This window comes from Campylobacter gastrosuis (genome assembly GCF_030249845.1).
In the GTDB taxonomy this organism is placed as follows: domain Bacteria; phylum Campylobacterota; class Campylobacteria; order Campylobacterales; family Campylobacteraceae; genus Campylobacter_A; species Campylobacter_A gastrosuis.
Genome location: NZ_JANURM010000003.1, coordinates 112,306 through 136,814, shown reverse-complemented (window position 1 = coordinate 136,814; position 24,509 = coordinate 112,306). Strand labels below are relative to the sequence as shown.

At 36.1% G+C, this 24,509-nt stretch carries 25 protein-coding genes and 2 pseudogenes; 8 read left to right on the top strand and 19 right to left on the bottom strand.

The window, feature by feature from the left end; all coding sequences use genetic code 11:
- Positions 1–18: 18 nt before the first annotated feature.
- The 15 genes and pseudogenes from NYG85_RS04545 to NYG85_RS04470 all read right to left on the bottom strand — a co-directional run bounded on the left by NYG85_RS04545 (position 19) and on the right by NYG85_RS04470 (position 13,679).
- Entirely contained in the window at positions 19–1,245 is a 1,227-nt protein-coding gene (locus tag NYG85_RS04545; protein WP_284937304.1) for an NADH:flavin oxidoreductase/NADH oxidase family protein, read from the bottom strand.
- Between the two features lie 55 nt (positions 1,246–1,300).
- Positions 1,301–1,612: an ArsR/SmtB family transcription factor gene (locus NYG85_RS04540; protein ID WP_284937303.1), complete on the bottom strand. Its 312-nt coding sequence runs from the start codon at positions 1,610–1,612 to the stop codon at positions 1,301–1,303.
- 57 nt (positions 1,613–1,669) lie between these two features.
- A complete protein-coding gene (locus NYG85_RS04535) occupies positions 1,670–1,993 on the bottom strand; it encodes a hypothetical protein (RefSeq protein ID WP_284937302.1) in 324 nt (107 codons plus the stop codon).
- Positions 1,986–2,453, bottom strand: coding sequence for a DUF3972 domain-containing protein (locus tag NYG85_RS04530; protein WP_284937301.1), 468 nt, complete (start codon positions 2,451–2,453; stop codon positions 1,986–1,988). The genes NYG85_RS04535 and NYG85_RS04530 overlap by 8 nt, the downstream gene beginning before the upstream one ends.
- A 9-nt stretch (positions 2,454–2,462) precedes the next feature.
- Positions 2,463–2,957, bottom strand: a complete 495-nt coding sequence (purE, locus tag NYG85_RS04525; RefSeq protein WP_284937300.1) for a 5-(carboxyamino)imidazole ribonucleotide mutase — start codon at positions 2,955–2,957, stop codon at positions 2,463–2,465.
- Complete coding sequence (locus NYG85_RS04520) at positions 2,954–4,216, bottom strand: peptidase U32 family protein (RefSeq protein ID WP_284937299.1); 1,263 nt, start codon at positions 4,214–4,216, stop codon at positions 2,954–2,956. The genes purE and NYG85_RS04520 overlap by 4 nt, the downstream gene beginning before the upstream one ends.
- Complete coding sequence (locus NYG85_RS04515; RefSeq protein WP_284937298.1) at positions 4,213–4,914, bottom strand: chemotaxis protein; 702 nt, start codon at positions 4,912–4,914, stop codon at positions 4,213–4,215. The genes NYG85_RS04520 and NYG85_RS04515 overlap by 4 nt, the downstream gene beginning before the upstream one ends.
- Positions 4,915–5,028: 114 nt before the next feature.
- Positions 5,029–5,567: pseudogene (locus tag NYG85_RS12245) on the bottom strand (hypothetical protein).
- Between the two features lie 1,295 nt (positions 5,568–6,862).
- Positions 6,863–8,683, bottom strand: a pseudogene (locus NYG85_RS04500) (hypothetical protein).
- Between the two features lie 74 nt (positions 8,684–8,757).
- A complete protein-coding gene (locus tag NYG85_RS04495) occupies positions 8,758–9,495 on the bottom strand; it encodes a glycosyltransferase family 2 protein (RefSeq protein ID WP_284937294.1) in 738 nt (245 codons plus the stop codon).
- A gap of 3 nt (positions 9,496–9,498) precedes the next feature.
- The gene (locus NYG85_RS04490) at positions 9,499–10,857 is read right to left on the bottom strand and encodes a capsular biosynthesis protein (RefSeq protein WP_284937293.1); all 1,359 of its coding nucleotides are present in this window, start codon (positions 10,855–10,857) and stop codon (positions 9,499–9,501) included.
- A gap of 178 nt (positions 10,858–11,035) precedes the next feature.
- Positions 11,036–11,434: an HAD hydrolase family protein gene (locus NYG85_RS04485; RefSeq protein ID WP_284937292.1), complete on the bottom strand. Its 399-nt coding sequence runs from the start codon at positions 11,432–11,434 to the stop codon at positions 11,036–11,038.
- 21 nt (positions 11,435–11,455) lie between these two features.
- Complete coding sequence (locus NYG85_RS04480) at positions 11,456–12,184, bottom strand: hypothetical protein (protein WP_284937291.1); 729 nt, start codon at positions 12,182–12,184, stop codon at positions 11,456–11,458.
- Positions 12,181–13,002: a cytolethal distending toxin subunit B family protein gene (locus NYG85_RS04475; RefSeq protein WP_284937290.1), complete on the bottom strand. Its 822-nt coding sequence runs from the start codon at positions 13,000–13,002 to the stop codon at positions 12,181–12,183. The genes NYG85_RS04480 and NYG85_RS04475 overlap by 4 nt, the downstream gene beginning before the upstream one ends.
- The gene (locus NYG85_RS04470) at positions 12,999–13,679 is read right to left on the bottom strand and encodes an RICIN domain-containing protein (RefSeq protein WP_284937289.1); all 681 of its coding nucleotides are present in this window, start codon (positions 13,677–13,679) and stop codon (positions 12,999–13,001) included. The genes NYG85_RS04475 and NYG85_RS04470 overlap by 4 nt, the downstream gene beginning before the upstream one ends.
- A 194-nt stretch (positions 13,680–13,873) precedes the next feature.
- On the opposite strand from NYG85_RS04470, the gene NYG85_RS04465 reads away from it, so the two are divergent.
- Genes NYG85_RS04465 through NYG85_RS04455 form a run of 3 tightly spaced genes read left to right on the top strand, consistent with a single transcriptional unit; the run spans position 13,874 to position 15,730 of the window.
- Positions 13,874–14,095: a MoaD/ThiS family protein gene (locus NYG85_RS04465; protein WP_284937288.1), complete on the top strand. Its 222-nt coding sequence runs from the start codon at positions 13,874–13,876 to the stop codon at positions 14,093–14,095.
- Between the two features lies 1 nt (position 14,096).
- A complete protein-coding gene (locus NYG85_RS04460; protein WP_284937287.1) occupies positions 14,097–14,537 on the top strand; it encodes a molybdopterin synthase catalytic subunit in 441 nt (146 codons plus the stop codon).
- A 2-nt stretch (positions 14,538–14,539) separates the two neighbouring features.
- Entirely contained in the window at positions 14,540–15,730 is a 1,191-nt protein-coding gene (locus NYG85_RS04455) for a molybdopterin molybdotransferase MoeA (protein ID WP_284937286.1), read from the top strand.
- Here NYG85_RS04455 and NYG85_RS04450 read toward each other — a convergent pair.
- From NYG85_RS04450 to NYG85_RS04440, 3 genes are read right to left on the bottom strand one after another with little or no spacing between them, the layout of a single operon-like run.
- Positions 15,719–15,973 carry a GNAT family N-acetyltransferase gene (locus tag NYG85_RS04450; RefSeq protein WP_284937285.1) on the bottom strand — a complete coding sequence of 85 codons (255 nt, stop codon included), beginning with the start codon at positions 15,971–15,973 and terminating at the stop codon, positions 15,719–15,721. The genes NYG85_RS04455 and NYG85_RS04450 overlap by 12 nt on opposite strands.
- The gene (locus NYG85_RS04445; RefSeq protein ID WP_284937284.1) at positions 15,966–16,175 is read right to left on the bottom strand and encodes a hypothetical protein; all 210 of its coding nucleotides are present in this window, start codon (positions 16,173–16,175) and stop codon (positions 15,966–15,968) included. Before NYG85_RS04445 ends, NYG85_RS04450 begins: the two co-directional genes overlap by 8 nt.
- Positions 16,175–17,467: an MFS transporter gene (locus NYG85_RS04440; protein ID WP_284937283.1), complete on the bottom strand. Its 1,293-nt coding sequence runs from the start codon at positions 17,465–17,467 to the stop codon at positions 16,175–16,177. Before NYG85_RS04440 ends, NYG85_RS04445 begins: the two co-directional genes overlap by 1 nt.
- A 98-nt stretch (positions 17,468–17,565) precedes the next feature.
- Between NYG85_RS04440 and NYG85_RS04435 the strand changes: the two genes are divergently transcribed.
- From NYG85_RS04435 to NYG85_RS04415, 5 genes are read left to right on the top strand one after another with little or no spacing between them, the layout of a single operon-like run.
- The gene (locus NYG85_RS04435) at positions 17,566–18,183 is read left to right on the top strand and encodes a non-canonical purine NTP pyrophosphatase (RefSeq protein WP_284937282.1); all 618 of its coding nucleotides are present in this window, start codon (positions 17,566–17,568) and stop codon (positions 18,181–18,183) included.
- Positions 18,176–20,587, top strand: coding sequence for a heavy metal translocating P-type ATPase (locus NYG85_RS04430; protein ID WP_284937281.1), 2,412 nt, complete (start codon positions 18,176–18,178; stop codon positions 20,585–20,587). The genes NYG85_RS04435 and NYG85_RS04430 overlap by 8 nt, the downstream gene beginning before the upstream one ends.
- Positions 20,580–20,813, top strand: coding sequence for a cbb3-type cytochrome oxidase assembly protein (locus NYG85_RS04425; RefSeq protein WP_284937280.1), 234 nt, complete (start codon positions 20,580–20,582; stop codon positions 20,811–20,813). Before NYG85_RS04430 ends, NYG85_RS04425 begins: the two co-directional genes overlap by 8 nt.
- Positions 20,810–21,121, top strand: a complete 312-nt coding sequence (locus NYG85_RS04420) for a cupin domain-containing protein (RefSeq protein WP_284937279.1) — start codon at positions 20,810–20,812, stop codon at positions 21,119–21,121. The genes NYG85_RS04425 and NYG85_RS04420 overlap by 4 nt, the downstream gene beginning before the upstream one ends.
- Positions 21,099–21,527 carry a helicase IV gene (locus NYG85_RS04415; protein WP_284937278.1) on the top strand — a complete coding sequence of 143 codons (429 nt, stop codon included), beginning with the start codon at positions 21,099–21,101 and terminating at the stop codon, positions 21,525–21,527. The genes NYG85_RS04420 and NYG85_RS04415 overlap by 23 nt, the downstream gene beginning before the upstream one ends.
- Before the next feature lie 1,534 nt (positions 21,528–23,061).
- Here the strand turns inward: NYG85_RS04415 and glnA are convergent.
- The gene (gene glnA / locus NYG85_RS04410) at positions 23,062–24,492 is read right to left on the bottom strand and encodes a type I glutamate--ammonia ligase (RefSeq protein ID WP_284937277.1); all 1,431 of its coding nucleotides are present in this window, start codon (positions 24,490–24,492) and stop codon (positions 23,062–23,064) included.
- Positions 24,493–24,509: the final 17 nt, after the last annotated feature.

Here is a 24,509-nt window from a genome sequence, read left to right as displayed (position 1 = left end):
TTAGCAAAAATTTTCTTATTACGCCCTTACTTTTTTAATCGCATTTAAGCCGTTTTGATAAATGCTACTAAAAAGCACACGCCACAAGCTAAGCTTTGGATTTGGGTCTAAATTTTTAGATAAACGCTTCATCTGCTCCATATACCAATACATTATAACGGCTGATAAAAGCATATCATCTAGCTTTTTTATGCCAAATTTTGGCTCGTTTATTTGACAATTATAATCTGGATTTTTTAGCATTTTTTGGGCGAAATTTTTATCAAAAGCAAATGGCTTTGCAACGCCAACTATATCTAGCTCGCCGTTATTTAGGGCGTTATTTATCGCCTTTTGCGAGCGAAAACCGCCGGTTATTACCAAAGTCGTGTCGCAAATTTGCCTAAATTTTCTAGCGTAGTCTAAAAAATATGCTTCACGCTTTTTTGTGCTATCTTTTATCCCTTCAAGCATAGCTGGGGCTTCGTAGTTACCGCCTGAAATTTCTATAAAATCAACGCCTAAATCTGCCATAAATTTTGCCACTTTTAAAGAGTCCTCCTCGCTAAAACCGCCCTTTTGAAAATCGGCTGAATTTAGCTTTAAAGCGACTATAAAATCATCTCCCACCTCATCTCTTATGGTGTGATAAATTTGGCTTAAAAATCGCATACGATTTTCTAAGCTACCGCCGTATTCATCGGCTCTTTGGTTGTGTAGTGGGGATAGAAATTGACTGATTAGGTAGCCGTGTGCTGCGTGAATTTGCACTCCGTCAAAACCAGCCATTTTTGCGAGTTTTGCACTTTGCCCAAAGCGTCTTACAAGCTCTTTTATCTCGCTAATGCTTAGCTCTCTTGGTGTGTTAAATAGCCTTTCTAGCCCATTTGAGAGTGACAGAGCACTTGGCGCTACTGGCGTTTTTGATAGAAATTTTGGCGATTGTTTGCCGGGGTGGTTTAGCTGCATTATTACCTTTGTGTCGTTAGTCTTTGCGGCACTTGCCCACGCACTAAATGGCTCTAAGTCAGCCCCATTTTCAAGCACCACGTCATCTTTTGCCCCAAGTGCGTTTTTATCAATCATCACGTTGCCAGTTATTAGCACGCCAGCGCCACCATTAGCCCAAATTTTGTATAAATTTATTAGCGTTTGACTTGGCTTGTTATCTACTGCTAGCTGTTCGCTCATCGCCGATTTTAAAAGGCGGTTTTTGATTGTTGTGCCGTTTTTTAAAACGAGCGGTTGATTTAGTAAATTTTGCATTTTTTATCCTTTAAGATTATAAGTTTAAACTTTTAAACATATTTGAACAAAAAAATTACGGCTTAATACAGCCGTCTTCAATAAAAGAAGCCATAAGGCGACAAAATCTCTCGCCTGCTTGTTGAAGCGTAGCGGTGTAGTAACGCTCTTTGCCCTGCTGAATGACACTTACCAAACCAGCGTCTAGCATAATTTTAAGATGATGTGAAACAGCTGGGCGAGATAGATGAAGTCGCTCCGTTATGTCGCTGACATTTAAATTGCCATTTTCAAATAAAATGTGCAAAATCATCAGGCGGTTTTCATCACTTAAAACATTAAAAGTCGGTATGCATTCACGCAAAATTTCAATAGTCTTTTGGCTCATTTTTATGTTTATATGTTTAAAAATTTAAACGCATTGTATCATTAAATAAATAAAAAGTCAAATTTTATAAATATAGTTTGTAACGCCGATTTTTAGGCTATTTTGTAAAATTTTAAAAACTAGACTTTTATCAATGAAATTTATCTCAAAGCCGATATTTTCAATTTCGTTTATCTCATCTATACCAAGCCCCTCAAACTGCGTGATAATTGGCGCTCTTTTAAGCTCTAAATCAAGCGTGATAGGGTCATTTGAAGGGCTAAAATTTAGGCTCTCATCTTTGATAAAAATCGCAAACCACTCGCCATTAATCTCTAAAAAAATACGCTCTATCTCATCGCCCACAACGCTTACAAACGAGCTTTCTAAAACCCTATCCATTGAAATTTTCAACTGCCCTATTCCACATTAGTTTATACTTTCGCTTTAAAAACTCAACCTCATCTTGTGCGCTTTTGAGCTGAGCTGTGAGCGTTTCAATGGTCTTTCTGTCCTCATCGTAAAGCTCCTGCATAGAGTAAAGTGCCTCTTTTAAAAATTTATTCTCATTTCGCAAAACTTCAAGTGTTTCATCTTTTGCGTCAAGCACCTTTTCGTGCAGGTTTAAAATCGTGCCGATAGTCTTTTCAACAAAACTTTCGCCGGGCAACGCATTCATATTTACACTTAAATTTGAAGTGGTTGCTGGCACAACGCTCATAGTGCCTTGACTAGCTTCAATGTAAATTTCGCCCTCATCTGTGCGAGTGTTTAAAACGCCACGCTCAATCATCCCCTCAATGACCTCACGCTCTAAATGAACCAGCTTACAAAACTCATCAATCTTTAAAAAAGTCTGCATTTACTCTCCTTAAAGTATCACTTCAACTTCGGCAGAATCGCTCTTTAACGCCTCTTTTTTAGCCTCTCTGTCATCTTTTAGTTTTTGTACTAAATCACTATCGTTTAGGGCTAAAATTTGCATAGCAAGGTATGCCGAGTTTATCGCCCCAGCCTTGCCAATGGCAAGTGTGGCAACTGGCATTCCGCTTGGCATTTGCACGGTTGAGTAAAGCGCATCAACTCCGCTAAGCGCTGAGCCCCCCATAGGTATGCCAATGACCGGTTTTGTCGTGTTTGCAGCGACTGCCCCAGCTAAATGAGCTGCCATACCAGCGGCTGCTATAAAGACCTGCGCGCCCTTTTTTTCGGCACTCTTTACATACTCGCTCGTTCGCTCTAGGCTTCTGTGGGCTGAGCTGATGATTAGCTCATATTTTACGCCAAATTTGCTAAGTAGCTTTGCTGCTTCATTTACTATCTCATAATCGCTCTTACTTCCCATTATAATTGATACGAATTTCACACAATCTCCTTTCTTAAAAAGCTAAATTCAGGCATTTTTATAGGTAGCTTCATCTCGTTTTCGTTTCCGCTGTGAATTTCATCTAAAGTTTTACCCTTTTTGCTAATTAACTGCTTAAAAACTAGCCAAAATTTGCCATTTTGCTTATAAATTTTACCGATTTCATTATCACACTCATCTATCTTTGCATCAAGCGGAGCGACAATCTCGTAAGCCTCGTCTGGCACGATTTTAAATTTGCACTTGAAAAACTCGCCGTCCTCGCTTATTGAATGCACCTGATGAGTGCCCTCTTCTAGGCTTGAGATGTGATTTTGCGTATCAGCTCTCTCAAATGGACGATGAACTAAATATCCGTCCGTAAAACCGCGATTTTTAAGCGTGTTTAGCTCAAACTGATACTTGCTAATCTCAAAATTCCCACTCATCGCGTCATCAATCGCCATACGATAAGCGCGAGTGGCGCAAGCAGCGTAATACTCGCTCTTTGTGCGACCCTCAACCTTAAAGCTATCAATCACGCCAGCCTTGATAATATCATCAATGTGAGCTGAAAGGTTTAAATCCTTTGAGTTCATTATGTGAGTGCCACCCTCTGGGTCTTCTTCAAGGCGAAAGAGCGTGCCTGAGTCTGGATTTTTAGCGTAAAGTTCGTATTTAAAACGGCAGTCATTAGCGCAACTGCCACGATTTGACATACGACCGCTTTGAACCGAACTAACCAAGCAACGACCAGAGTATGCAAAGCACATCGAGCCGTGCACGAAAATTTCAATTTCCAAATTTGGCAAAAACTCTTTTATCTTTATAACATCTTTTAAATTCATCTCACGAGCGACCACGATCCTAGAAGCTCCCATATCGTGATAAATTTTAGCGTCAAGGTAGTTCATCACGTTTGCTTGAGTGCTTAAATGCACTTCAATCTCTGGCGCTATCTGCTTTGCTAGGCTCATAACGCCGGGCGTTGCGATGATAAATCCGTCTGGTTTCATCGCCGATATGGTCTGCAAGTGGCATTTTAACGGCTCAATCTGTGAGTTAAACGGAAAGGCGTTTATAGTGGCGTAAAATTTCTTGCCCTTTTCGTGCGTGTAATCAATCGCCTCTTTAAAGCTCTCTAAGTCAAACTCACGAGCCGAGCGTGTCCTAAGCGAAAAACTAGCCACACTCGCATAAACGGCGTCCGCTCCGTAATCAAGGGCGATTTTAAGCTTTGTGAAATTGCCTGCTGGGCTTAAAAGCTCCGGTTTTTTCACTTTTTACCTAAACTTTCAATGAGTGCTTCAATGTCATCATTGCTTACTAAATTTTCAGTGGTCGTATCACCCGCGATATGCACAGCCGAGCCAACACGCTTATCATCGTCAATCTTGCCTTCAAATAGCGTATTCATATACTTGCTAAGCGCGCGCATTACGTTAATAACGCGCTCAATCTTTTGGCGATGAATGTCTTGATACTGCATCATATCCATTGCCATCATTATCTCATCTTGCCCCATTTGTAGGTTGCCGACAATCTCATCAATGCTTGATTTTAGGGCGTTATTTCGCTCTAATGCCTCGCTAAATGTCGCCACGTGTGGGAATTTTTCGCTTAAAGTCGTAAAGAGTGCGATATTTGCATCAAGCCCAGAATTTAACGCCCCGCAACCGCTCTCAGCATCCATAAAAAAGCCGTTTATCGTTTCAAGCTTATCAAACATTTCGGTGGCTTTTTTCTCGCTATCACGAGTGACATCATCAAGCTGATGAACCATCTTATGATCATCAGTCGGCGGTGGCGGAGGCCAAGCACTATCGGCACTCACTCTGTAATTTACAAACTCGTTTTCATCTTTTTTAGCTTCTGGTTTTGGTGCTTCTTCTTTTGGTGCTTCTTGCTCTGTGGGCGTGCTATCAGCGATATCATCAAGGTCACCAGCCATCAAAGCGTCTAATTCTTCTTGGGTCATAAAAACTCCTAGCATAAAAATAACGAGATTATACAACCACTCCCCTAAAAGCTAACTTTAAATCAAATAAACATTTAATATGGGTAAAATAATGCAAATTTAAAATTACGATGATTACGAAATTTTATGCTCTTTTTTAATTTTTTTGCATTTAAACCATAAGGATAAATAACCTAATTTAAATGGGCTTTCGTTAGCTTTTATCAAGGCTTGACCAAATTTATAATTTAAAGTCTTTTTATATTTTAAAGCCTCTTTATAATCTGGATAAATTTCAAGCGGTGGGAGTTTTAATTTGGATTTTCTTTTGTCTTTTTGTTGTAAAAAATCTTCTCTTTTTTGTAGTTTTTTATCTCTTTTACTAAGACCAACGGCAGTTTTAAAATAGAAAATAAACTTTTGGAATTTTCTACCATTATTTTGCCTAATTTATAGCTTAATTGATTGCAAATTCTAAATTTAGCAGATTCATAAAGTAAGAAATTTAAACCATTGTTTAAAATATTGATTTTAAAATCAATGTTTTTTATATCAAGCTCATATTTTTCTCTTAAAATATCAATCTCGCTTTTAATATTTTTTATATCAATCTCATAGTTTGGTAACGCCACTGGCTTGGTATTTAGGGCTATCTCGTTTTTAACCTTTGGCATTAAAACATTTTCTATATGCCTTGTAATATTTGGATATAAATACCCTATATACTCATCTATAAATTCCATAGAATCTCTAAAAAATACTATATTTGGTATTAAATAAGATAAATCTATCTCCTTATTAATTAACATATCTGTATCAAATGAGATTGTATCAAGGCTAATTAGTTTTTCATTTGGATTTGGCTTACATAATAAAAGTGCGATTAAATCAAAATATTGCAAGATCAATAAATTTGGCTTTTCTAAATGCGAATTTACATAAAACTCGGTGTTAGGCAAATTTTCATCATTAAATTTAATTATAAAATCATCACTAATTATTGGCTCAGCTTGAATTTCACAAAAAATATTTAATTTTGAAGTTGGTTTAACAATATTAACACCTAATGCTTTAATGTGAAACGAAGCACAATGGGCAGTAGCGGCATGCCAAGTAAGTCTTGTAATTTCTGCGTTATTTTCTAAATTCCAGCTATGTATCCCTAATATCTGATAGCCTTCAAATCCATTAAAGCTTAGATGATTGCCCTTTTCTAAACGATAAACTATTTCATTATACATACTATTATTTGGATTAAAAATTTTAAAGCTACCATTTCTTTGCATATTATCTGGCGTTAATACTTTAAATTCTGGTAGTTGTATTTTTATTTGTTTATTTGAGATTTGAAATTTATCTATATTTTTAGCTATCTCTTTGCCGACATATCTACTAACAACAGGCAGCTGATGTGCTCCAAATTTATCGCCAAATTGAACTATTTCGTGCTCTTTGTAGTAATTTTGCATATCAATTATATTTAACCCAAAATAATTGGCTAAAAATCTATGCATATTAGCTATTATCTGATGATTTTTAGGACGATATGGCAAGATTAATATGCAAATTGGCTTTTTAAGCTCATACAAAGTAGCATATAAATATTGTAAATTTTTAAATATTATTTCAAATGGCAAATTTTCTCTAATATTGTGATTATCTAGCTCATTAATAAATGATTCTGTGATAATCAAATCAGCATTTTTTATAGCTTCTTGATTTCTATCTCGTTTTAACTCATATAAATTTTGAAGATTTGCGGTGCCGCCTAAGGCTAAATTTGTTACATTTGCATACTCTTTTAAGCCTTTTTGTAAGCCATTCGTCATTACAGAATTGCTTCCGCCCAACAAAACAATATTTTTCATCTTAACCTGCCATTTAATTTTAAAAACAGCAGATTATCAAAAAAAAAAAAAAACGATATTATGAAATTAAATTAATAAAAAATTATAATAATAAATTAATATTATGATTTATTCTTTATTTTAATAACTTCAAACATAAATTTAATAAATCCACCCTTATACCAGTTTTTACTGGCTTTAATCAAAGCTTCTCCTAATTTATAGCTCAAATGGTTTTTACATTTAATAGCTTCTTTGTAGTCAGCATAAGTGCTTAACTTTGGTAACGCCAAACTTGGATTTTTATTGATTTTATCATTATAGGCAAATTGCTCTTTTTTGTATTGGTTATATATGCCACTTAAAATATATGGCATTTTTAAATATCCCAATACACTTTTTGAATTTTATATCATTGCTTGACCTAGCTTATAACTTAACTGATTTTTTATACGAAACTCGGCTGTAATTTCTTTATAGTTGAGATTTTTTATCTCTGTATTATTATTTTTTATCAACTCTTTAATCTTATCAAAAAAGTTTAGACATTTGTAAAGTTCATCTTTATTAAGCGTTGTGTTCTTTATATCCTCTTTTAGAGCATCATCAAAATTTGGTAAGAACGATATATGATATTTATTTTCTAATGAAACAGGAAGTCTCATAGGCACTACTTTTAATTTATTTAACATCGCCCAATTTGTCAAAAGGCCATGAATGCCACCAACCAAGAACATTTTTGTAAAATATTTAAACTCTTGCATTTTATCTACATTATATAAATCCATAAATTTTAACATTTCATCTCTTTTTGCATAAAAACATATATCGGTAAGGCCTTCCCCTCTACTCGTTAAGGCAACTGCAAAATCACCACTTTTTAGCTTAAAAAGCTCACTTCTATCTAGCATTCTTACATTAGCATCAGGTCTAACTCTAATAATATAATCATATTTAAACGAATGCTTTGATTCATAATCTAACACAAGCTTTTTAGCATTTGCAATATGATAAAATTGTTTGAATACGTTAATAAAATACCTTCCCCTATGAAGCTCTAAATCCTCCTTTGTAGTATATGAAATTTTATCCATATAATTTTGCTTTATTATATTGTTTTCAAATAATAAATTATTACTTAAACTATATTGTTTTATACTACTATATAGTTTAAATTCTAAATCATTTAAGGGTTCATTAATCTCTGTATCTAATATTTTAAATGTATTAAAAAAATGTTTTTTCAGTCCTGCTTTATTTATTATTATCTCTGGACAGCTACCTAAAATAGCACTAAAATTTCTATGTGCATAATTCATTCCTGCACCACAAACACCAGGATAAGAACACGACGTATCCCAGGTAGATATAAATATATCAGCATCAAGTCCTGTGGCTAAATCCACAACAGATTTTAAACAATGCCTAAAATGCCCTCTATAAGCACCAGCTATTACAATAGCTACTCTACAATTACTATTATTGCAATATTTATTAAAAATTTCAGTATAGTTTTTAAAATATTTAATAGCACCTTGATGATTTATAAATTTCTCATTTAAAAGAAAATTTACACTTGATCTAGCTTTTGCAAAAAAGCTCCAATCTTCAAGCTCATAAAAGTAATCAAAAATCTCAACAAAAATATAGATAATTGTAAATCTATTATATTTATCAAAATTCAATCTAAGATCATCTAAAAATTTAACAGCTTCATCTATATTTAAAAATCTATTTTGGATTTTATAATTAATTACATATGCTAATAAAATTTCTCTTGAAATAACTTCAAATCTCTTATCATTTAACACACTATCCACTTTGGCATTGATTACTAATTTAATTAATTCAAGATTAAATGTATTGTTTTGTGATTGGCTAGCTTCTAAAAAATATATCAATTCTTCAAACAAACCGAATTTAAATAGAAGCTGTAAATACATTTGTGGATACTTGCTCTTAGCCTCTTTTAAAGCCATAACTATATCAAAATCATTGATGTGTTTATAAATTTCTTTCATACATTACTCTCTTTTTTTATAATTAAATCTTCATACTCTTTTGGAGTGCCACAAAAAATTATTTCATTTAGTTGTATTTTAAAATATTTGATAATCTTGCCTTGTGTAATAAGTTTATTATATAAAGGTGCAATATAAAACTCACCTTTTGTTCTTTGATTGTTTTGAAATAATTCATCAAACACACTAATAAAATCACTCGCCTTATTAAAATAATACAATCCACTGCTACAAAGTGGTGAAATTCTCTCTTTTTCTGCCGTTTTTATCACATTTTGTTCATCTTTTGGCAAAACAAAACTCCAATTTTCACCATCGCCTTCAAATACTTCTAAATATCCATCAATTTTAGATATATCAAAACTAGATGGGAGTTTAAAATTTGGGCGAAAAGTATCTATATTAAAAATCAAAATGCTATCATTTAAATCAAAATTTGATTTTTCAAGTCCCAATTGAACCGTATGAGCTTGACCTTGCGTTTCATTTTTTAACTCAATCACTTCATAATTTTTTAAATTCATTTTAGCACATTCTTTTTTTATGAAATTTTTTGTATCCATAATATCTCTATATATAAACAAAAACTTACAAGAATTAAAATATCTCTTAAAACCATTAACGGCATTGTAAAAAACAGAACCACCTTTAATATCAAGCATATATTTTGGCAATTTGTATCCAGCCTTTGCAAAACGGCTGCTAAGTCCAGCCATAGGAAATATAATAATCAAAACTTAACTCCTTAAATCCAAAAACTCTTTATATAATCTAAATGAATTGGCAAATAATGCTAACTGCCTACTCTTATTATCTGAATGTAACGGAAGCATTGATAAAAATAGATGGATAGTAATTGCATAAAATTCTCTTTTATTGATTGGACAAATTATATTAAAAAATTCATCTTGAATTAACCTAATTGAATTTGGAGTTTTTATTGTTAAAAAAATTTGATTATCTATTATGTTACAATCATAAAATCCAGCAATAATAAAATCATACAGACCAATACAAGAGTGAAAAAGCTTGGCATAGTCGTATCTAGAATCACCAAAAGGCGTGATATTACCAGAAAAATCTAAACCCCTAGGGTCAAACGTCTTAATATCTTCTGATTTAAAATCATACATAATATTACTAAAACAAAAATCACCATGAATAAAAGAATTTGTATCGTTTTGACCAATCTCTAAATTAATATTTCTCAACATTTCATTTAATGAAATTTCTATATTTTCAAATCTCCATACCATTGTCATATCAAAACCATTATCATCTAAAAAAGTATAAAGCCTATTTGTGGTTTTGCTAAAAAAATTAAATTCACTTCCAGTATCTGTCTTATAAGAGTGTAACTTAGTCAAAAAACTTTTAAGCGTATTAAATATTCTTGTCCAAACAATTTTTGATAATTTTCCAAACACAAAGAGTTCTGATAATGTATTTAGGTATAAATATTCTATTTTATATGAACCTGAATTTAGATTAACAAACCTAGGTAAATTTAGATCAAGTTGAATTGGGAATTTTTCAAACCAATTAATCTCTCCTTCTATTTTTTGCTTTATACTAGAACTTTTTACAAACCATCCATTTTCTATTTTTAAGTCATTAAATGCTCTTTGAGATGTAATATACTTTTTGCAATAAAAATAACTTGAAATAAGTCCTAAATCAATCCAAGTATTATTTTCCACTATTTTAAAAGGATTATTTTTAGAATAAAGCTTTAAGCCTTGTGTCCATGAAAAATTTGATTTTAAAATTGAATGAATAAGCTCGTATGGATCAGAAATCTCAAAATATCCAGACAAAACCATATTGTCATTTAGAATAAAATTGTTATTAATTTTATAATCCCGGCTTAAAAATTCCCAATCATAATTATTTTTTGCTTTACTTACTACCAAAGAATTATTACAAAAATCAAGTTTGTTAAAATATGTATCGCCGTGTAAAATACGAATACTCTCATTAAAAGGCATAAGCATATTTAAACAATATACAATTGATTCACCAAGAGTAATATTGTCTGGTGCAAAAATTATATTTACACCTAGTTGTTTTAGCCTGTCTTTGTCTGATTTATCCAAGATAAAACTTCTAGGTAGTGATAAGGATATTTTTTCATTTAAAGATTTAAATAGTTCAATCTGGTATTCATATAGTCTTTTGCTACCAACCGGCAAAAAAGCAGGTGGAATACCCCCCCCCCAGTTCTATTTGAAAATCTACAGAAAGATATTTTGCTGATGTAATTAATATCATTAATCACTCCCTAGCAATATTATCACTATCTTGTAAGTTAATACCCAACAAATTCTTTATCTCATCATAGCTTAAAGTAGCAAATTCACTAGGTCTAATAGCTCTATCATCAACATAAAACCCCTCTGTTCCACACCAAGGCTTACCGACAATAACCTCATCATAAGGCACTTTATTAGAATCTAGCCATTTTAAAATATTTGGCAATGTTTCTACATTTATTTTACCTAGATTACCATTAAAAGTTTTCATATTACGACTTGTGTATATAGTAATCTTAAACCCCATTTCTTTATATTTTTTTAACTGATTTACAACTTGTGTATTTATTTGCTTACACGAGTATTCTAAATCACTATCTATTGTAATTGTACCATCTAAATCTATTATTAAATTTTTCATTATAACTCCTACTTATAAACATCAATCAATCGGCGTTAGTATCTTAGCCTCTCTGATTTCAGGCATAATAGCCCATAATTTAGGCGTTTTCACTCCATATCCCTCTCTTAGCTCACACTTTAAAATTCCGACCCTTTGCCAAGGCTCTAAATTTGGATTTACAAAGGTGCTAATGCACTCGCCGCCGCCTAAAACGAGCGACCTTATCTCCACAGCGTCGCTTAATAAAGGTATGAGCTGATAAACGGTCTCAAATTTCTTTTTATTTAAGTCCTCGGCACAGCTTTTTAGGGTAAAAAATCCGCTCTCATCAATGGCTAGGCACATATCAATATTTGTAGCCGATGTAAATTGCACGTATTCAAGCTTTAAAAATCTAAAATTATCAACCTTTTTAATCTCATTTATGATATTTGGGTCAAAGGCTTTAACCTCTCTTAAATTGTAATTAAACGTTTCATTTTGTTGATTAAAATTTACAACCAACGGCAAGCCCGTATCAAGCGACCTTAGGCTAAGTGGTAGGGTAAAGGCATCAACGGCGTTATTTGATGAATTTCTTAATCTTACAAGCTCTTTTTTATCGCCTAGCGCGACTTTTATCCTATCTGGCGCTCGTTTTTCATCTGGCGCCTTGCTTATATCTCCTGCAAAACCGCCTGAGCTATCTAGCTGTAAAATTTTGGGTTTAGAAACACACCCGCTTAGCAAAACTAGGGCAAATATCGTTAAAAACGCTCTTTTTATCATGGAAATCTCCTAAATGTTACAGGGAAGTGATCGCTTGCGATGTGGGTTCTAAAACCGCTAAAAAAGGTGCTAGCCGAGATAGGCGGCAGTGGGGCTGGGACTACGGCGCGGTTTGAGTTGCCTACTATTGCGTAATCTAGCGTCCGTCTCGCACTAATTTGCGTGATCGCATTATTTGTAATAATCCTAGTCCTTAGCCTTAAAGCGAGCTCAAACGAACTAAGCAGTTCGCCGGGCTCCCTGTTAAAATCGCCCATTATTATCCAGTTCGTATTAGCTAGGGTCGGCGAGCTTTGAAAAAATAGGTCTATGTTATGCACGATAGCCGAAGCGTCAGGTCCGCCGGTGGCTAGGGCGTGGATGTTAAAAAATGCGTCGTTATTTATGCGAATGCCAAGCATCGGTCTTGAAGCGGTGGTCGGAGGCGGGAGTAAAAACACCTCGTCGGCTTGTCTTCTGCTAGCGATGGCTAAATTTACCCTATTGCCGCCAAGGTCGGTTTGAGCGTAATAAATAAAGATAAGATCTGGACGCAAACGTGTGCCGATATTCCAAACGTGCTCCGTTACTTCAATTGAAATTCCAGCAAATCTAAATTCCCTGCCAGTAGGCAAAGCTGTAACCGGCAAAGTCCCGGCTTCTTGAATGGCAAGGACGTCAATGCCGTTTGCACCTGAAAACATCTGAGTTACGCTAATGCTCCACTTAGCCTCGCTGCTTGCGCTTGAACCTTGCATATTCCAAGTGGCTGTCTTAAAATCATCAATCACGCCAAAAAGCGCACTTAGGCTGATTAAAAAAGCTATTAAAATTTTCACTGCCTACCTCCTAAAAGTGGCGCCGTAACCGCCGCTTCTGGGACAAAAATCCACTGCTGGTCTATGTTTGGCTTAAACGAGCAAGGCTCCATCGTAATGCTAAAATATCTGTCCGCCTCCACAAGAAGCCCAAATTCAGTCCTAATGCACTTGCCAGAGGCCGTTGATTTTAGCTGAACGGCGCCGTTATCCATAGCAAACAACTGCCACTGCTGGGATTTGTTATTGATATCACAGGGTCTGTGAGTGATACCGTTGCCCTCATCGTGAATGCAGTTTTTTGTCAATAAATTGCTAATTAAGACGATGTCGCTGCCAAGATTTAGCACCTGCCACGTCCTTGCGTCGCCAAAGTCCTTTGAGCTATCTAGCGTGTAGCCCCAAAGCCAATTGCCCGGAGCTAACGCCCAAACGGTGATTGATGAGCCGTAGGGGTTGATTATCGTTAGGGGTGCTGATTTTGAACCAGTAATAGGTCTTAAAGATAAATTTGGCTTGCCATTTTGCGGCTCGTTTATTATGCCGTTTGATAAATCCTTTTTATTTAGCAAACCGCTATGAAAAATCGCCTCTTTTTGGGCGTTTTCATCTTTTATAGGTGGCATATAAGGCTTACTAACCGACGCACAAGATATAAAAAACAAAGGCATTATCAGCATAAAAATTAATCTCTTCATCTATCTCCTTTTAAATTTGTTTATAAATTATTAAAAATAAGTTTTTTTATGGTAACAAAAATTGACTTAATTGCGTATAAATTATGTGATATTAATATTTTGATTTTAATATTTTAAAAGCTAATTAAACCTTTAAAATTATAACTTCTAAAAGATTAATATGCTAAAATCACGCAAAATTTCAAAGGATAAAAATGGTAAAAGTTGAGTTTTTAGGGCCGATAAATAGGCAAAATTTGGAGTTAGACGTTTCAAATTTGAGCGAGTTAAAAGAGATTTTAAACCAAGATGAGAGCCTTAAAATTTGGTTAAAAGATTGCGGTGTGGCAGTAAATGACGAGCTTGTTTCTAGCATTGACACGCCATTAAAAGACGGCGATAGGGTCGTGCTTTTAGCACCGGTTTGCGGGGGTTAAGATGCAAATTTACGATGGCAGTTTAGATGTTTGTGCGATTTTTAATCAATGGCACAAGGAGAGCGTTAGCCAAAATTGCGGCGCTTTAATCACATTCGTAGGCATTGTTAGGGGCGAGGACGGCATTGAGGCGCTTAGCTTTGATATTTACGAACCGCTTTTGCAAAAATGGCTAAATTCGTGGCAGGATATAGCAAAAAGCCAAAACGCAAAGGTCTTTTTCGCTCACTCAAAAGGCGACGTCAAAGTCGGCGAAAGCTCCTATATCGCAGGGGTTTTAAGCCCGAAGCGAAAGGTTGCGTTAAGACTGATTAACGAATTTGTTGAGGATTTTAAGGCGAACGCTCCGATTTGGAAGTATGATGTTAAAAACGGCGTGAGAATTTACGCCAAAGAACGCTCGCAAAAGCTACCAAATGCGGGAATTTTAAGCAAGGATTAAAGATGAATTTACAAAGCTATGATGAGTGCCTTAAAATTTTAAAGCAAAACGCCATTTTGTGGGATAGAGTTGAGAAAGTAGCGCTTACAAATGCCCTTGATAGGCACATTGCATTTGATGTCATCGCAAATGATAACTACCCAGCAAAACCAGTCTCTGCAATGGACGGCTATGCGTTTAAATTTAACGCTCAAAGTGAGCTAAATTTAGTCGCATCACTACCAGCTGGCAGCGATAAAAAGCTATTTTTAAATGAAAATGAGTGCGTTAAGACCTTTACTGGCTCATTGATGAGCGATGATACCGACACGCTCGTGCCAGTTGAAAATGTGGAGGTTTTAGGGCAAAAAATACTAATTAAAAAGCCAGTGGCTAAGGGTTTTGCGGTTAGGCAGGTGGGCGAAAGCTACAAAAAAGGCGAGATTTTAATCAAAAAAGGCACTAAGCTAAACTATGCTGAAATCGCACTTTTAGCCGAGCTTGGGCTGTTTTTCATCTCGGTTTTTATAAAGCCAAAAATCGCAATTTTAGCCACTGGCAGCGAGATAAAAGACCTTGGCGAACCGCTTGAAAACGATGCACAAATTCACAGCTCAAATCACGTAGCACTTGCTTGTATGGCACAAAAAATGGGTGCTGATGCTATCATTATGCCGATCACAAAAGATGAGCCAAACGCTGTCAAAGAAGCTATAATCAACGCACTAAAAGGAGCTGACATTTTGCTAACAACTGGTGGCGTTAGTATGGGCGATTATGATTTTGTTAAAATTGCGTTAAAAGATGAGTTTAATATCATTATAAATGGTGCCGATATAAAACCCGGCAGACACATAAAAATCGCAAAATCTGGCGAAAAATACATCTTTGCCTTGCCCGGCTTCCCATACTCCGCTATGGTTATGTGTGTGCTTTTTCTCAGGGTGCTTTTAAATACGTGGTTTTTGCAAGATGAGCCGTATTTAACGGCAATTTTAGATGAGGATTACGAAAAACGCTCGCCATTTTTGGAATTTAGTGCTGTCAATTTAGAGCATAAAAATGGCGTTTTATACGCAAATTTACGTGGCAAAAAGCTAGGTAGCTCGGCGATTGTAAATAATTTAACCAACCAAGCAGCACTCCTAGTCGTGCCAAAAGAGCAAAAATTTATCAAAAAAGGCGAAAAAGTCCGTGTGCTTTTAATGCTCTAAATCAAGGCAAAAGTGTGTAAATTCGCTATCTCTTGCCGTGAGTTTAAAGCCAAATTTCTCATACAAGGCTATGGCTTTTTGATTAAAATTATAAGCGTAGCCTTTGATTTGTTTTACGCAAAGTGCGTTTTTAGCGTGATTAATCATCAGCTCCATTAAAATTTTGCCCTGCGATTTTAGCTCTGGATTTGCATAAATCCCAAATTCACAAGCGTTTTTGCTAATATTTACAAAATCAATCACGCCGACATACCCCCCCCCCATTTTTGATTAAGAAGTATTGCTTGTTACTTTTTGTTTTTAAATCATTTAAAAATTTTAAATGCTCGTCCCAGCCAATCGCTTTGTGTATCATAAATTTAGCGACCCTTTCATCGTTTCGCCACCTAAAAATCATCTCTTTTTGGACATCATCTAAATCGGTAAAATTTATAAATTCATACATTATTTAGCCAAATTTCTGATTTTTTCTTCATCTATTAAAGTGCTATCAAACTTAACCGCAACGCCATTTTTAGCGCTAAATTTATCAAAAACACCGCTAATGCCGTTAAGTGCGTCTAAATTTTCGCCATTTAAAAAGTAAATGGTCTTAAAAACCCTTGGGTCTTTTATCGTTAAAAGCAGACAAAACCACGCTACACAAAGCCCCACACAAATCATCGCAAGTGCGTAAATATCGTAGTGATGAAGCATAAATCCGCCAAAAATTCCACCCACAAAACTACCAAAAAATCCAAACGAGTTAAACACGCCAAGTGCCGCACCTTTTTGTGCTGATTTTACAAATTTGCTCGCACAAGACTGCATTATCGGCTCGTGCAGGTTAAATCCAGTAAAAAATACGACCACACCGATGATAAATAGCACGGTGTTATTTGAAAGGCTAAAAAATGCGTAGCTAACGATAAAAAGCCCCACGCCAAAGAGCAAAATCGCCTTGCTAAGCCCCCTGCCGTCGCCTAAAAATCCGCCAAGTCCCATAGCGATAAAGCCAAAAATCGTGCTTAAAACATAGACCTGCCACAAATTTTCTTTAACAAAGCCAAGCTCATTTACAAGCACGATTGGGATTGCTAAAAATGCGATGCTAGTAAGCATTTTTTGCATTAAATTTGTAAGGCTGATGATGAAAAAATCCTTAGCAAAAATGAGCTTTAAAAACGGGACTTTTGGGTCGTGGTGGCTGATTTTTGGCTCTTTTGGCACGGCAAAAAATAGCAAAATAATGCAAAAAATGCTTAATACCGCGCTTAGATAAAACAGCCCAGAAAGCCCCCAGCTCTTGCTTAAAATCGGGCTTAAAACCATTGAAGCAGAAAATGAAATTCCAATAAATCCGCCCATTATCGCCATCGCTTTTGAGCGGTTTTCTTCGTTTGTAAAGTCGCTAATCATCGCCGTTGCCGCCGCTCCAATCGCACCCACGCCTTGCAACAAACGCCCAAAAATCATCGTGTAAATATCACTACTAAGACCGCAAATTACCGAGCCACAGGTAAAGATTAAAAGTCCAATTGCAATCGCCTTTTTTCTGCCGATTTTATCTGAAATCGCCCCAAAAGGCACCTGAAAAATCATCTGGGTAATCGCATATCCACCGACTAAAATTCCCACCAAAAACTCATTTGCACCCTCTAAATTTAAAGCATAAAGGCTAAGCACTGGCAGGACGATAAAAAGTCCAAAAAATCGGTTTGCGACGATAAAACTAAGTGGTAAAACGCTTTTTAACATAAAATTCCTTTATCAAAAAAGTAGTAATTTTAACACGCTTTTTTAAATATTAAACTTCTTTTTGATAAAATTAACGCCAAAATTTTAAAGGGAGTGCCGTGAAAATCGTTCTAGCAACGTCAAATCAAGACAAGGTAAAAGAGATAAAAGAATTTTTAAAAGGTTATGAAATTTACGCATTAAGCGAAATTTTAACCCCATTTGAAATCATTGAAAACGGCACGAGTTTTAAGCAAAATGCCCTGATAAAATCAAGGGCTGTTTATGAAAAAATAAAGGCTATGGGGCTTGGCGATGAATTTATCGCTTTAAGCGATGACAGCGGTATTAGCGTAAATGTGCTTAATGGCAGACCGGGCATTTATTCAGCACGTTTTAGCGGCGAAAATGCCACTGATAAATCAAACCGAAAAAAGCTAATTGATGAGCTAAATGCACTAAATTTAAGCAAAACAAAGGCGTTTTACACCGCTTGTATCGCTATTTCATCAAAATTTGGCAACTACACCACGCACGGCTTTATGCACGGCGATGTGATAAATGATGAGCGTGGAGATAACGGCTTTGGCTATGATTTTATGTTTATCCCAAATGGCTTTGATAAGACGATTGGAGAGCTAGAAAATAGCGTCAAACTTGAAATTTCACACCGCTCAAAGGGGCTAAATTTAGCAAGTTTCGTGCTTAAATTTTTACAAAAGAGATTTAATGGCTAAATGCTCGCATTGTAAATTAACTTTTAACGAAAACTCAATGATAACAGGGCAAAATGGACAAAAATTTTGCTGTGTGGGCTGTCAAAATGTCTATGAAATTTTACACTCAAACGGACTTGATGAGTTTTACGCTAGACTTGGCAAAAACAGCCTAAATCCCGCAAATAACATTAAAAAAACGACCGATGAAGCCATTAAAAATTTATACAAAAACTACGTAAAAAACGAAAATGGGATTTGCAAAATCAGCCTTGTAATTGAGGGCATTCACTGCTCGGCTTGCATTTGGCTAAACGAAAAGGCACTGTTTTCACTAAATGGAATTTTAGAAGTAAGCATAAATGCCACAAACAACAAAGCCGTGATTTTATGGGACGATGAGCTGGTTAAATTAGATGAAATTTTAAACAAAATCAACCAAATCGGCTACAACGCATACGCTTATGACACTGGGCGAAATGAGGCGATTTTAGAAGCCAAGCGGCGTGAGTTTTACATAAAACTGCTAGTTGGCGTATTTTGCGTGATGAATATAATGTGGATAGCCATCGCACAATACTCTGGCTACTTTTTGGGTATGGATAAGAGCGTGCGTGATATCTTAAATTTTGCCGAGTTTATCCTAGCCACGCCGGTGCTTTTTTACACTGGCGGTGCGTTTTTTAGGGGCTACGTGGTCGCTTTTAAGAGCAAGACCCCAAATATGGATATGCTTATTGCAACGGGCGCTAGTTTAGCTTACATTTACTCGGTGTGGGCGATGTTTTCGCGTCAGGGCGAGGTATATTTTGACTCGGTTGCGATGATTATCACCTTTGTTTTTGCTGGTAAATTCCTTGAAATTTTAAGCAAAAAACGTGCAAATGACACCATTGACAGCCTTAGCTCAATGGTGATTAGCGAGGTCTTGGTAAAACAGGGCGAAAAATTTATCCAAAAAGATATAAATGAGATAAAAATCGGCGACATAATCGCACTAAAAGCCGGAGATAAGGTGCTAATTGATGGCGTTATTACAAGTGGCGAGGCTAGTTTTGACTACTCGCTAATTAGCGGCGAGAGCGTGCCTATCACGCTTGGTGGCGATATGGCGATAAAGAGTGGCTCAATCTGCCTTGACGGCTACGTTGAGTATGAAGCTAGGGCGGAGTTTAAAAATTCGCTCCTAAATAAAATTATCACGATGCTTGAAAATGCAAACCTTAAAAAGCCAAAAATACAAACCCTAGCAAATAAAATCTCGGCAAAATTCTCGCTTACTATCATTTTTATTGCGATTTTGACATTTATTTTTTGGAATTTCTTTGGCGGTTTTGGCTTTGCCACTCCGTTTTTACAAGAGGCAAACAGCCTTGAAAAAGCCCTAATCATCGCCATTTCAGTCATTGTCATCGCCTGTCCTTGTGCCTTAGCACTTGCCACTCCTGTTAGCACGCTTGTCGGACTTGGCGTTGGGCTAAAAAACAAAATCATCTTTAAAAAATCAAGCATAATTGAAAGCCTTGCAAAGTGCGACGTGGTCGTGTTTGATAAGACTGGCACACTCACAAAGGGTGTTTTAAAGGTAGATGATTTTAGCACTAATTTTGACCTAAATGTCATCTTTGCCCTAGCAAACGCCTCAAAACACCCAGTAAGCGTGGCTGTGGCAAAATTTTTAAGCGATAAAATCACGCAAAATGTCAAAATTTCAGCCGTAAAAGAGATCGCCGCAAAGGGCGTGAGTGCGGTTTATGATGATAAAATTTTACTTGCTGGCAGTGCTAATTTTATGCGTGAAAACGGCATTTTAATCAATCAAACCACGACAAATACGGCTTATTTTGTCGCTTTTGATAAAAAAATAGTTGGCACATTTAGCCTAAGCGATGAGATAAGGCAAAATGCAAAAGAGTGCATAAATGCCTTTAAGGCCCTAAAAATGGGCGTTTATATGCTAAGTGGCGATAACGAAAACGCCGTTAAAATCGTGGCAGATAAACTTGGCATAAAAGATTACAAAGCCGAAGTTTTGCCTGATTTTAAGGCGGAATTTATTAAAAATCTGCAAAAAAATGGACATAAAATTTTAATGGTCGGCGACGGCATAAACGACACGTTGGCGATGAGCTACGCCGAAGTTGGCGTTTGTATGGGCAGTGGGGCTGATATTAGCTTGGAGCGAAGCGATGTGGTGCTACTTAGCGATGATTTATCGGCGTTAAAACTATCACTTGAAATTTCACGCCAAACGCTAAAAACGATAAAACAAAATCTCACATTTTCGCTAATTTACAACGCCCTAACGATACCGCTTGCCGTTTTTGGGCTGATTATACCGCTGTTTGCGGCGATTTCTATGTCGTTTAGCTCGCTCATCGTGATTTTAAATTCACTAAATATAAGGAGAAAATTTCGTGGATAACGCAGTTTTAATGGCAATGCTCTTAATCTCGGTAATGCTTGGTGCTTTTGCGCTTTTTGGGCTAATTTGGGGGATTAAAAATAAGCAGTTTGAGGATTACAGAAAATTTCTTGATGGGACGAAATTTGATGATGAGGACGCGCTTAATGACGCTTACGCTCTTGAAAAACGCAAAAAAGAGGCGTTAAAAAAACGAGAAAAAGGCTATATGCCGCCTGATTTATGAAAAATATCTTTAAAAATTTAGATTTTAATGCCGATTTTGAGGTCGTTAGCGATGTTTTTTGCGGTAAGAAATTTCGCATTGAGCGGATTTTATCAAGCAAACAAACGACAAAATGGCTAAATCAAAACAGCGATGAGTGGGTCTGTTTGCTTCGTGGCAAGGCAAAAATCAAATACAAAAACGGCAAAATAGAGCGTTTAGAGCGTGGCGATACGCTTTTTATCCCTAAAAATAGGTGGCACAAAGTCGTAAAAACTAGCAAAAAATGCCTTTGGCTTTGTGTCTTTGAAAGCACTAATGGACTTTAAAATTTTAGCCATTTTAGGGCTTTTATGTATCATTTTTTGGCTTATTTTAAGGCTAAAACCAGCTAAAATCAAACAGCAAAGATACCTAAGCGATAGCAATGATTTGGTTAAAAGCAGAGCCGAGCTGGTCGTTGCAAACTGGCTTTTTCATCACGGATTTAAGTTTATTTATGAGAAAAAAGCAGATACAAAAGAGCGTGTAATTAGCGATTTTTACCTAGTTGATTTTGAAATTTACATAGAATTTTGGGGGCTAAATACGCCAAAATACCTAAAACGAAAGGCAAAAAAGGTAAAGATTTACAAAAAACACCGCCTAAAACTAATCCAAATGAACGATGAGAGCTTAAAAGACCTAAATATCTTTTTCAAAACCGAATTTGAAAGATTTAGGATAAAAATTTAAGTTGTATAAAATTAAATCGCAGGTTTATAGATTTAAAATAATCCACTAAATTTTTTACATTCACTAAAAATTTTGCAACTTAAAAAAGTAATTTAAATTACGCTCCCAATCCTCCCAATCCTCCCAATCCTCCCAATTCTCGCAATTCTCGCAATTCTCGCAATTCTCGCAATTCTCGCAAATTTCTTAATGTTGCGAGTTTTAAAAATTAAAACCATACAACATAAAAGCAACTGACAAAAACAAAATTTTTATCATAAAAATTTACATTACACACAAGCGCCCTAAGATTTTGTAATTTAAAAAACACCAAAAACAAAGTTAAAATAAAATAGTTTAAATTACACGCCAACCCTGCAACCCTCTTGCGGTTTTGGCGGTTTTGCAGGTTTTATGGGTTTAAAAATACAAAACGAATTTTAAATCAACGTAACCCAGCCACCAAACTTTACATAAAAACCAATCATCAAATTTTAATCAAAAAAATAAGAAAAATCAGCTCATAAAAACAAAATTTCAAACATAAAAACGCCAAAAGCAAAACAAAAATAAAGCAATTTTAATCACAAAATGATAATTTAAATTACACGCCAAATTGCGAACTTTGCGAACTTTGCGAACTTTGCGAACTTTGCGAACTTTGCGAACTTTGCGAACTTTGCGAACTTTGCGAACTTTGCGAACTTTGAGGTTTTGAGGTTTTGAGGTTTTGAGGTTTTGAGGTTTTTGGGTTTTTGGGTTTTTGGGTTTTTGGGTTTTTGGGTTTTTGGGTTTTTGGGTTTTTGGGTTTTTGGGTTTTTGGGTTTTTGGGTTTTTGGGTTTTTGGGTTTTTGGGTTTTTTTTTGGGGGGGGGGGAGTTGCGGAGTTGTGGGTTTAAAAACACAAAACAAATTCTAAATCAACACTGCCCAACTACCAAAATTCACAAATAAAATTTTTAATCTCAAAAGCAAAAAATAAACAAGCAAAAACACCACAAATTAAGTTAAAGCAAAATAAAAAACCTACACCGATATAAAAAAAAACAAAATTTTTATCATAAAAAAATGATAATTTAAATTACCGACCTTATGGGTTGTTGGCTACGGGGTTATGATTGTGAGTTTTAGGTTGTAGAGCTCAGGTTACAAGTAGCAGATTACAGGTTGTTGATTACAAATTGTGAAATTTAGGTTACAAATGGTAAGTGGCAGATTTCGGATTTAGGGTTATGGTTGTATCGTTCAAGCGATAAGTGGTAAGTTGTGGATTGTAGATTTCAGGTTGCGAGTTGCATATTGTTGATTGTGAGTTACAAATAGCAGATTTCGGGTTTTAGGTTGTGGGTTTATGGTTATGGAATTTAGGTTGCAAGTGGCAGATTACAAGTTGTAGATTACGAATTATGGAATTTATGGTTCGGATTGCAAATGATAATCTTAATTTAAAATCACAAAACAAATTCTAAATCAACACTGCCCAACTACCAAATTTCGCACAAAAAACAACAAAAACCTAAGAGCAAAACGCCCTTAGATTTAGAAAAAGTAGTAAATTAGCAAGAGTAGCAGGTCTTAAACTCATACGCAGTTGGGCGCGCCTCGTAAGGCCACACCTGCGTTTCAAATTTATAATGCTGAAACGCATCAATAAATTCAGCCGTCATTATCGGCGAAAGGTATGCATTATCACGAATCAACGCTTCAAGGCTACCACGAAGCGTGTGCGGGAGCTGTTCTATGCCCTTTTGGCGGATTTCATCAAGTGTTAAAACAAATAAATTCTCATCCATCGGCCCGACCGGCTCAATCTTATTTTTTACGCCGTCAATCCCAGCCATAAGCATAGCCGCAAACGCCAAATACGGACACGCCGTGCTATCAGGGAAGCGCATTTCAGCCCTTACTGACTTCTCGCCAGAGCCATACGGGATACGCACAGAAGCCGAGCGGTTTTGGCTTGAATATGTCAAAATTGACGGCGCTTCAAAGCCCGGGATTAGGCGTTTGTAGCTGTTTGTGCTTGGGTTTGTAAAGGCAGCGACCGACCTAGCGTGTTTTAGCACGCCACCGATATAATGCCTTGCAAAATCGCTTAAATTTGAGTATCCGCCCTCGCCGTAAAATAGGTTTTTGCCGTCCTTCCAGATTGACTGATGTACGTGCATACCGCTGCCGTTATCGCCATAAAGTGGCTTTGGCATAAATGTCGCTGTTTTGCCGTTTAGATGAGCGACCATTTTTACGACATATTTGTAAATTTGCACATTATCAGCCGCCTCAACAAGTGTGCCAAATTTCACGCCGATCTCGCCCTGTCCCTGTGCGACCTCGTGATGAAATACAAAGGTTTCAAGTCCGACTTGCTCTAAAACCTGCACCATTTCAGCCCTTAAATCCACCATAGAATCCACCGGCTGACACGGGAAGTATCCGCCTTTTTTGCGTGGGCGATGACCGGTGTTGTAGCTGTCTTTAAAGTCCCTATCATCATTCCACTCGCCCTCTTCGGAGTCTATCTCATACATTGCGCAGTTTGTTTTATCCACGATTTTGACGTTATCAAAGACAAAAAATTCATTCTCTGGTCCAAAATACGCCACATCGCCCACACCGCTCTCTTTGACATAAGCCATTGCCTTTTTTGCGATTGAACGTGGACATTTTTCATACATTTGCCCCTTGTAAATGTCGTAAATATCACAAAACACGACTATCGTAACATCAGCCGTAAATGGGTCTAAAAATGCACTCTGTGCCTCTGGGATAAAAATCATATCCGAGCGGTGTATCGGCTGCCAGCCACCAAACGAGCTAGCGTCAAACGGCACGCCCTTTTCAAACATCTCCTTATTTACAGCCTTTAAGTTGTATGAAACGTGGTGCCAAGTGCCATTCATATCGGTAAATCTAAAATCAACAAACTTAACTTCGTTTTCCTTACAAAACTCAAAAAAGTGATCTACACTTTTTACAAATTTTCCCATTTTTTCTCCTTGTAAGA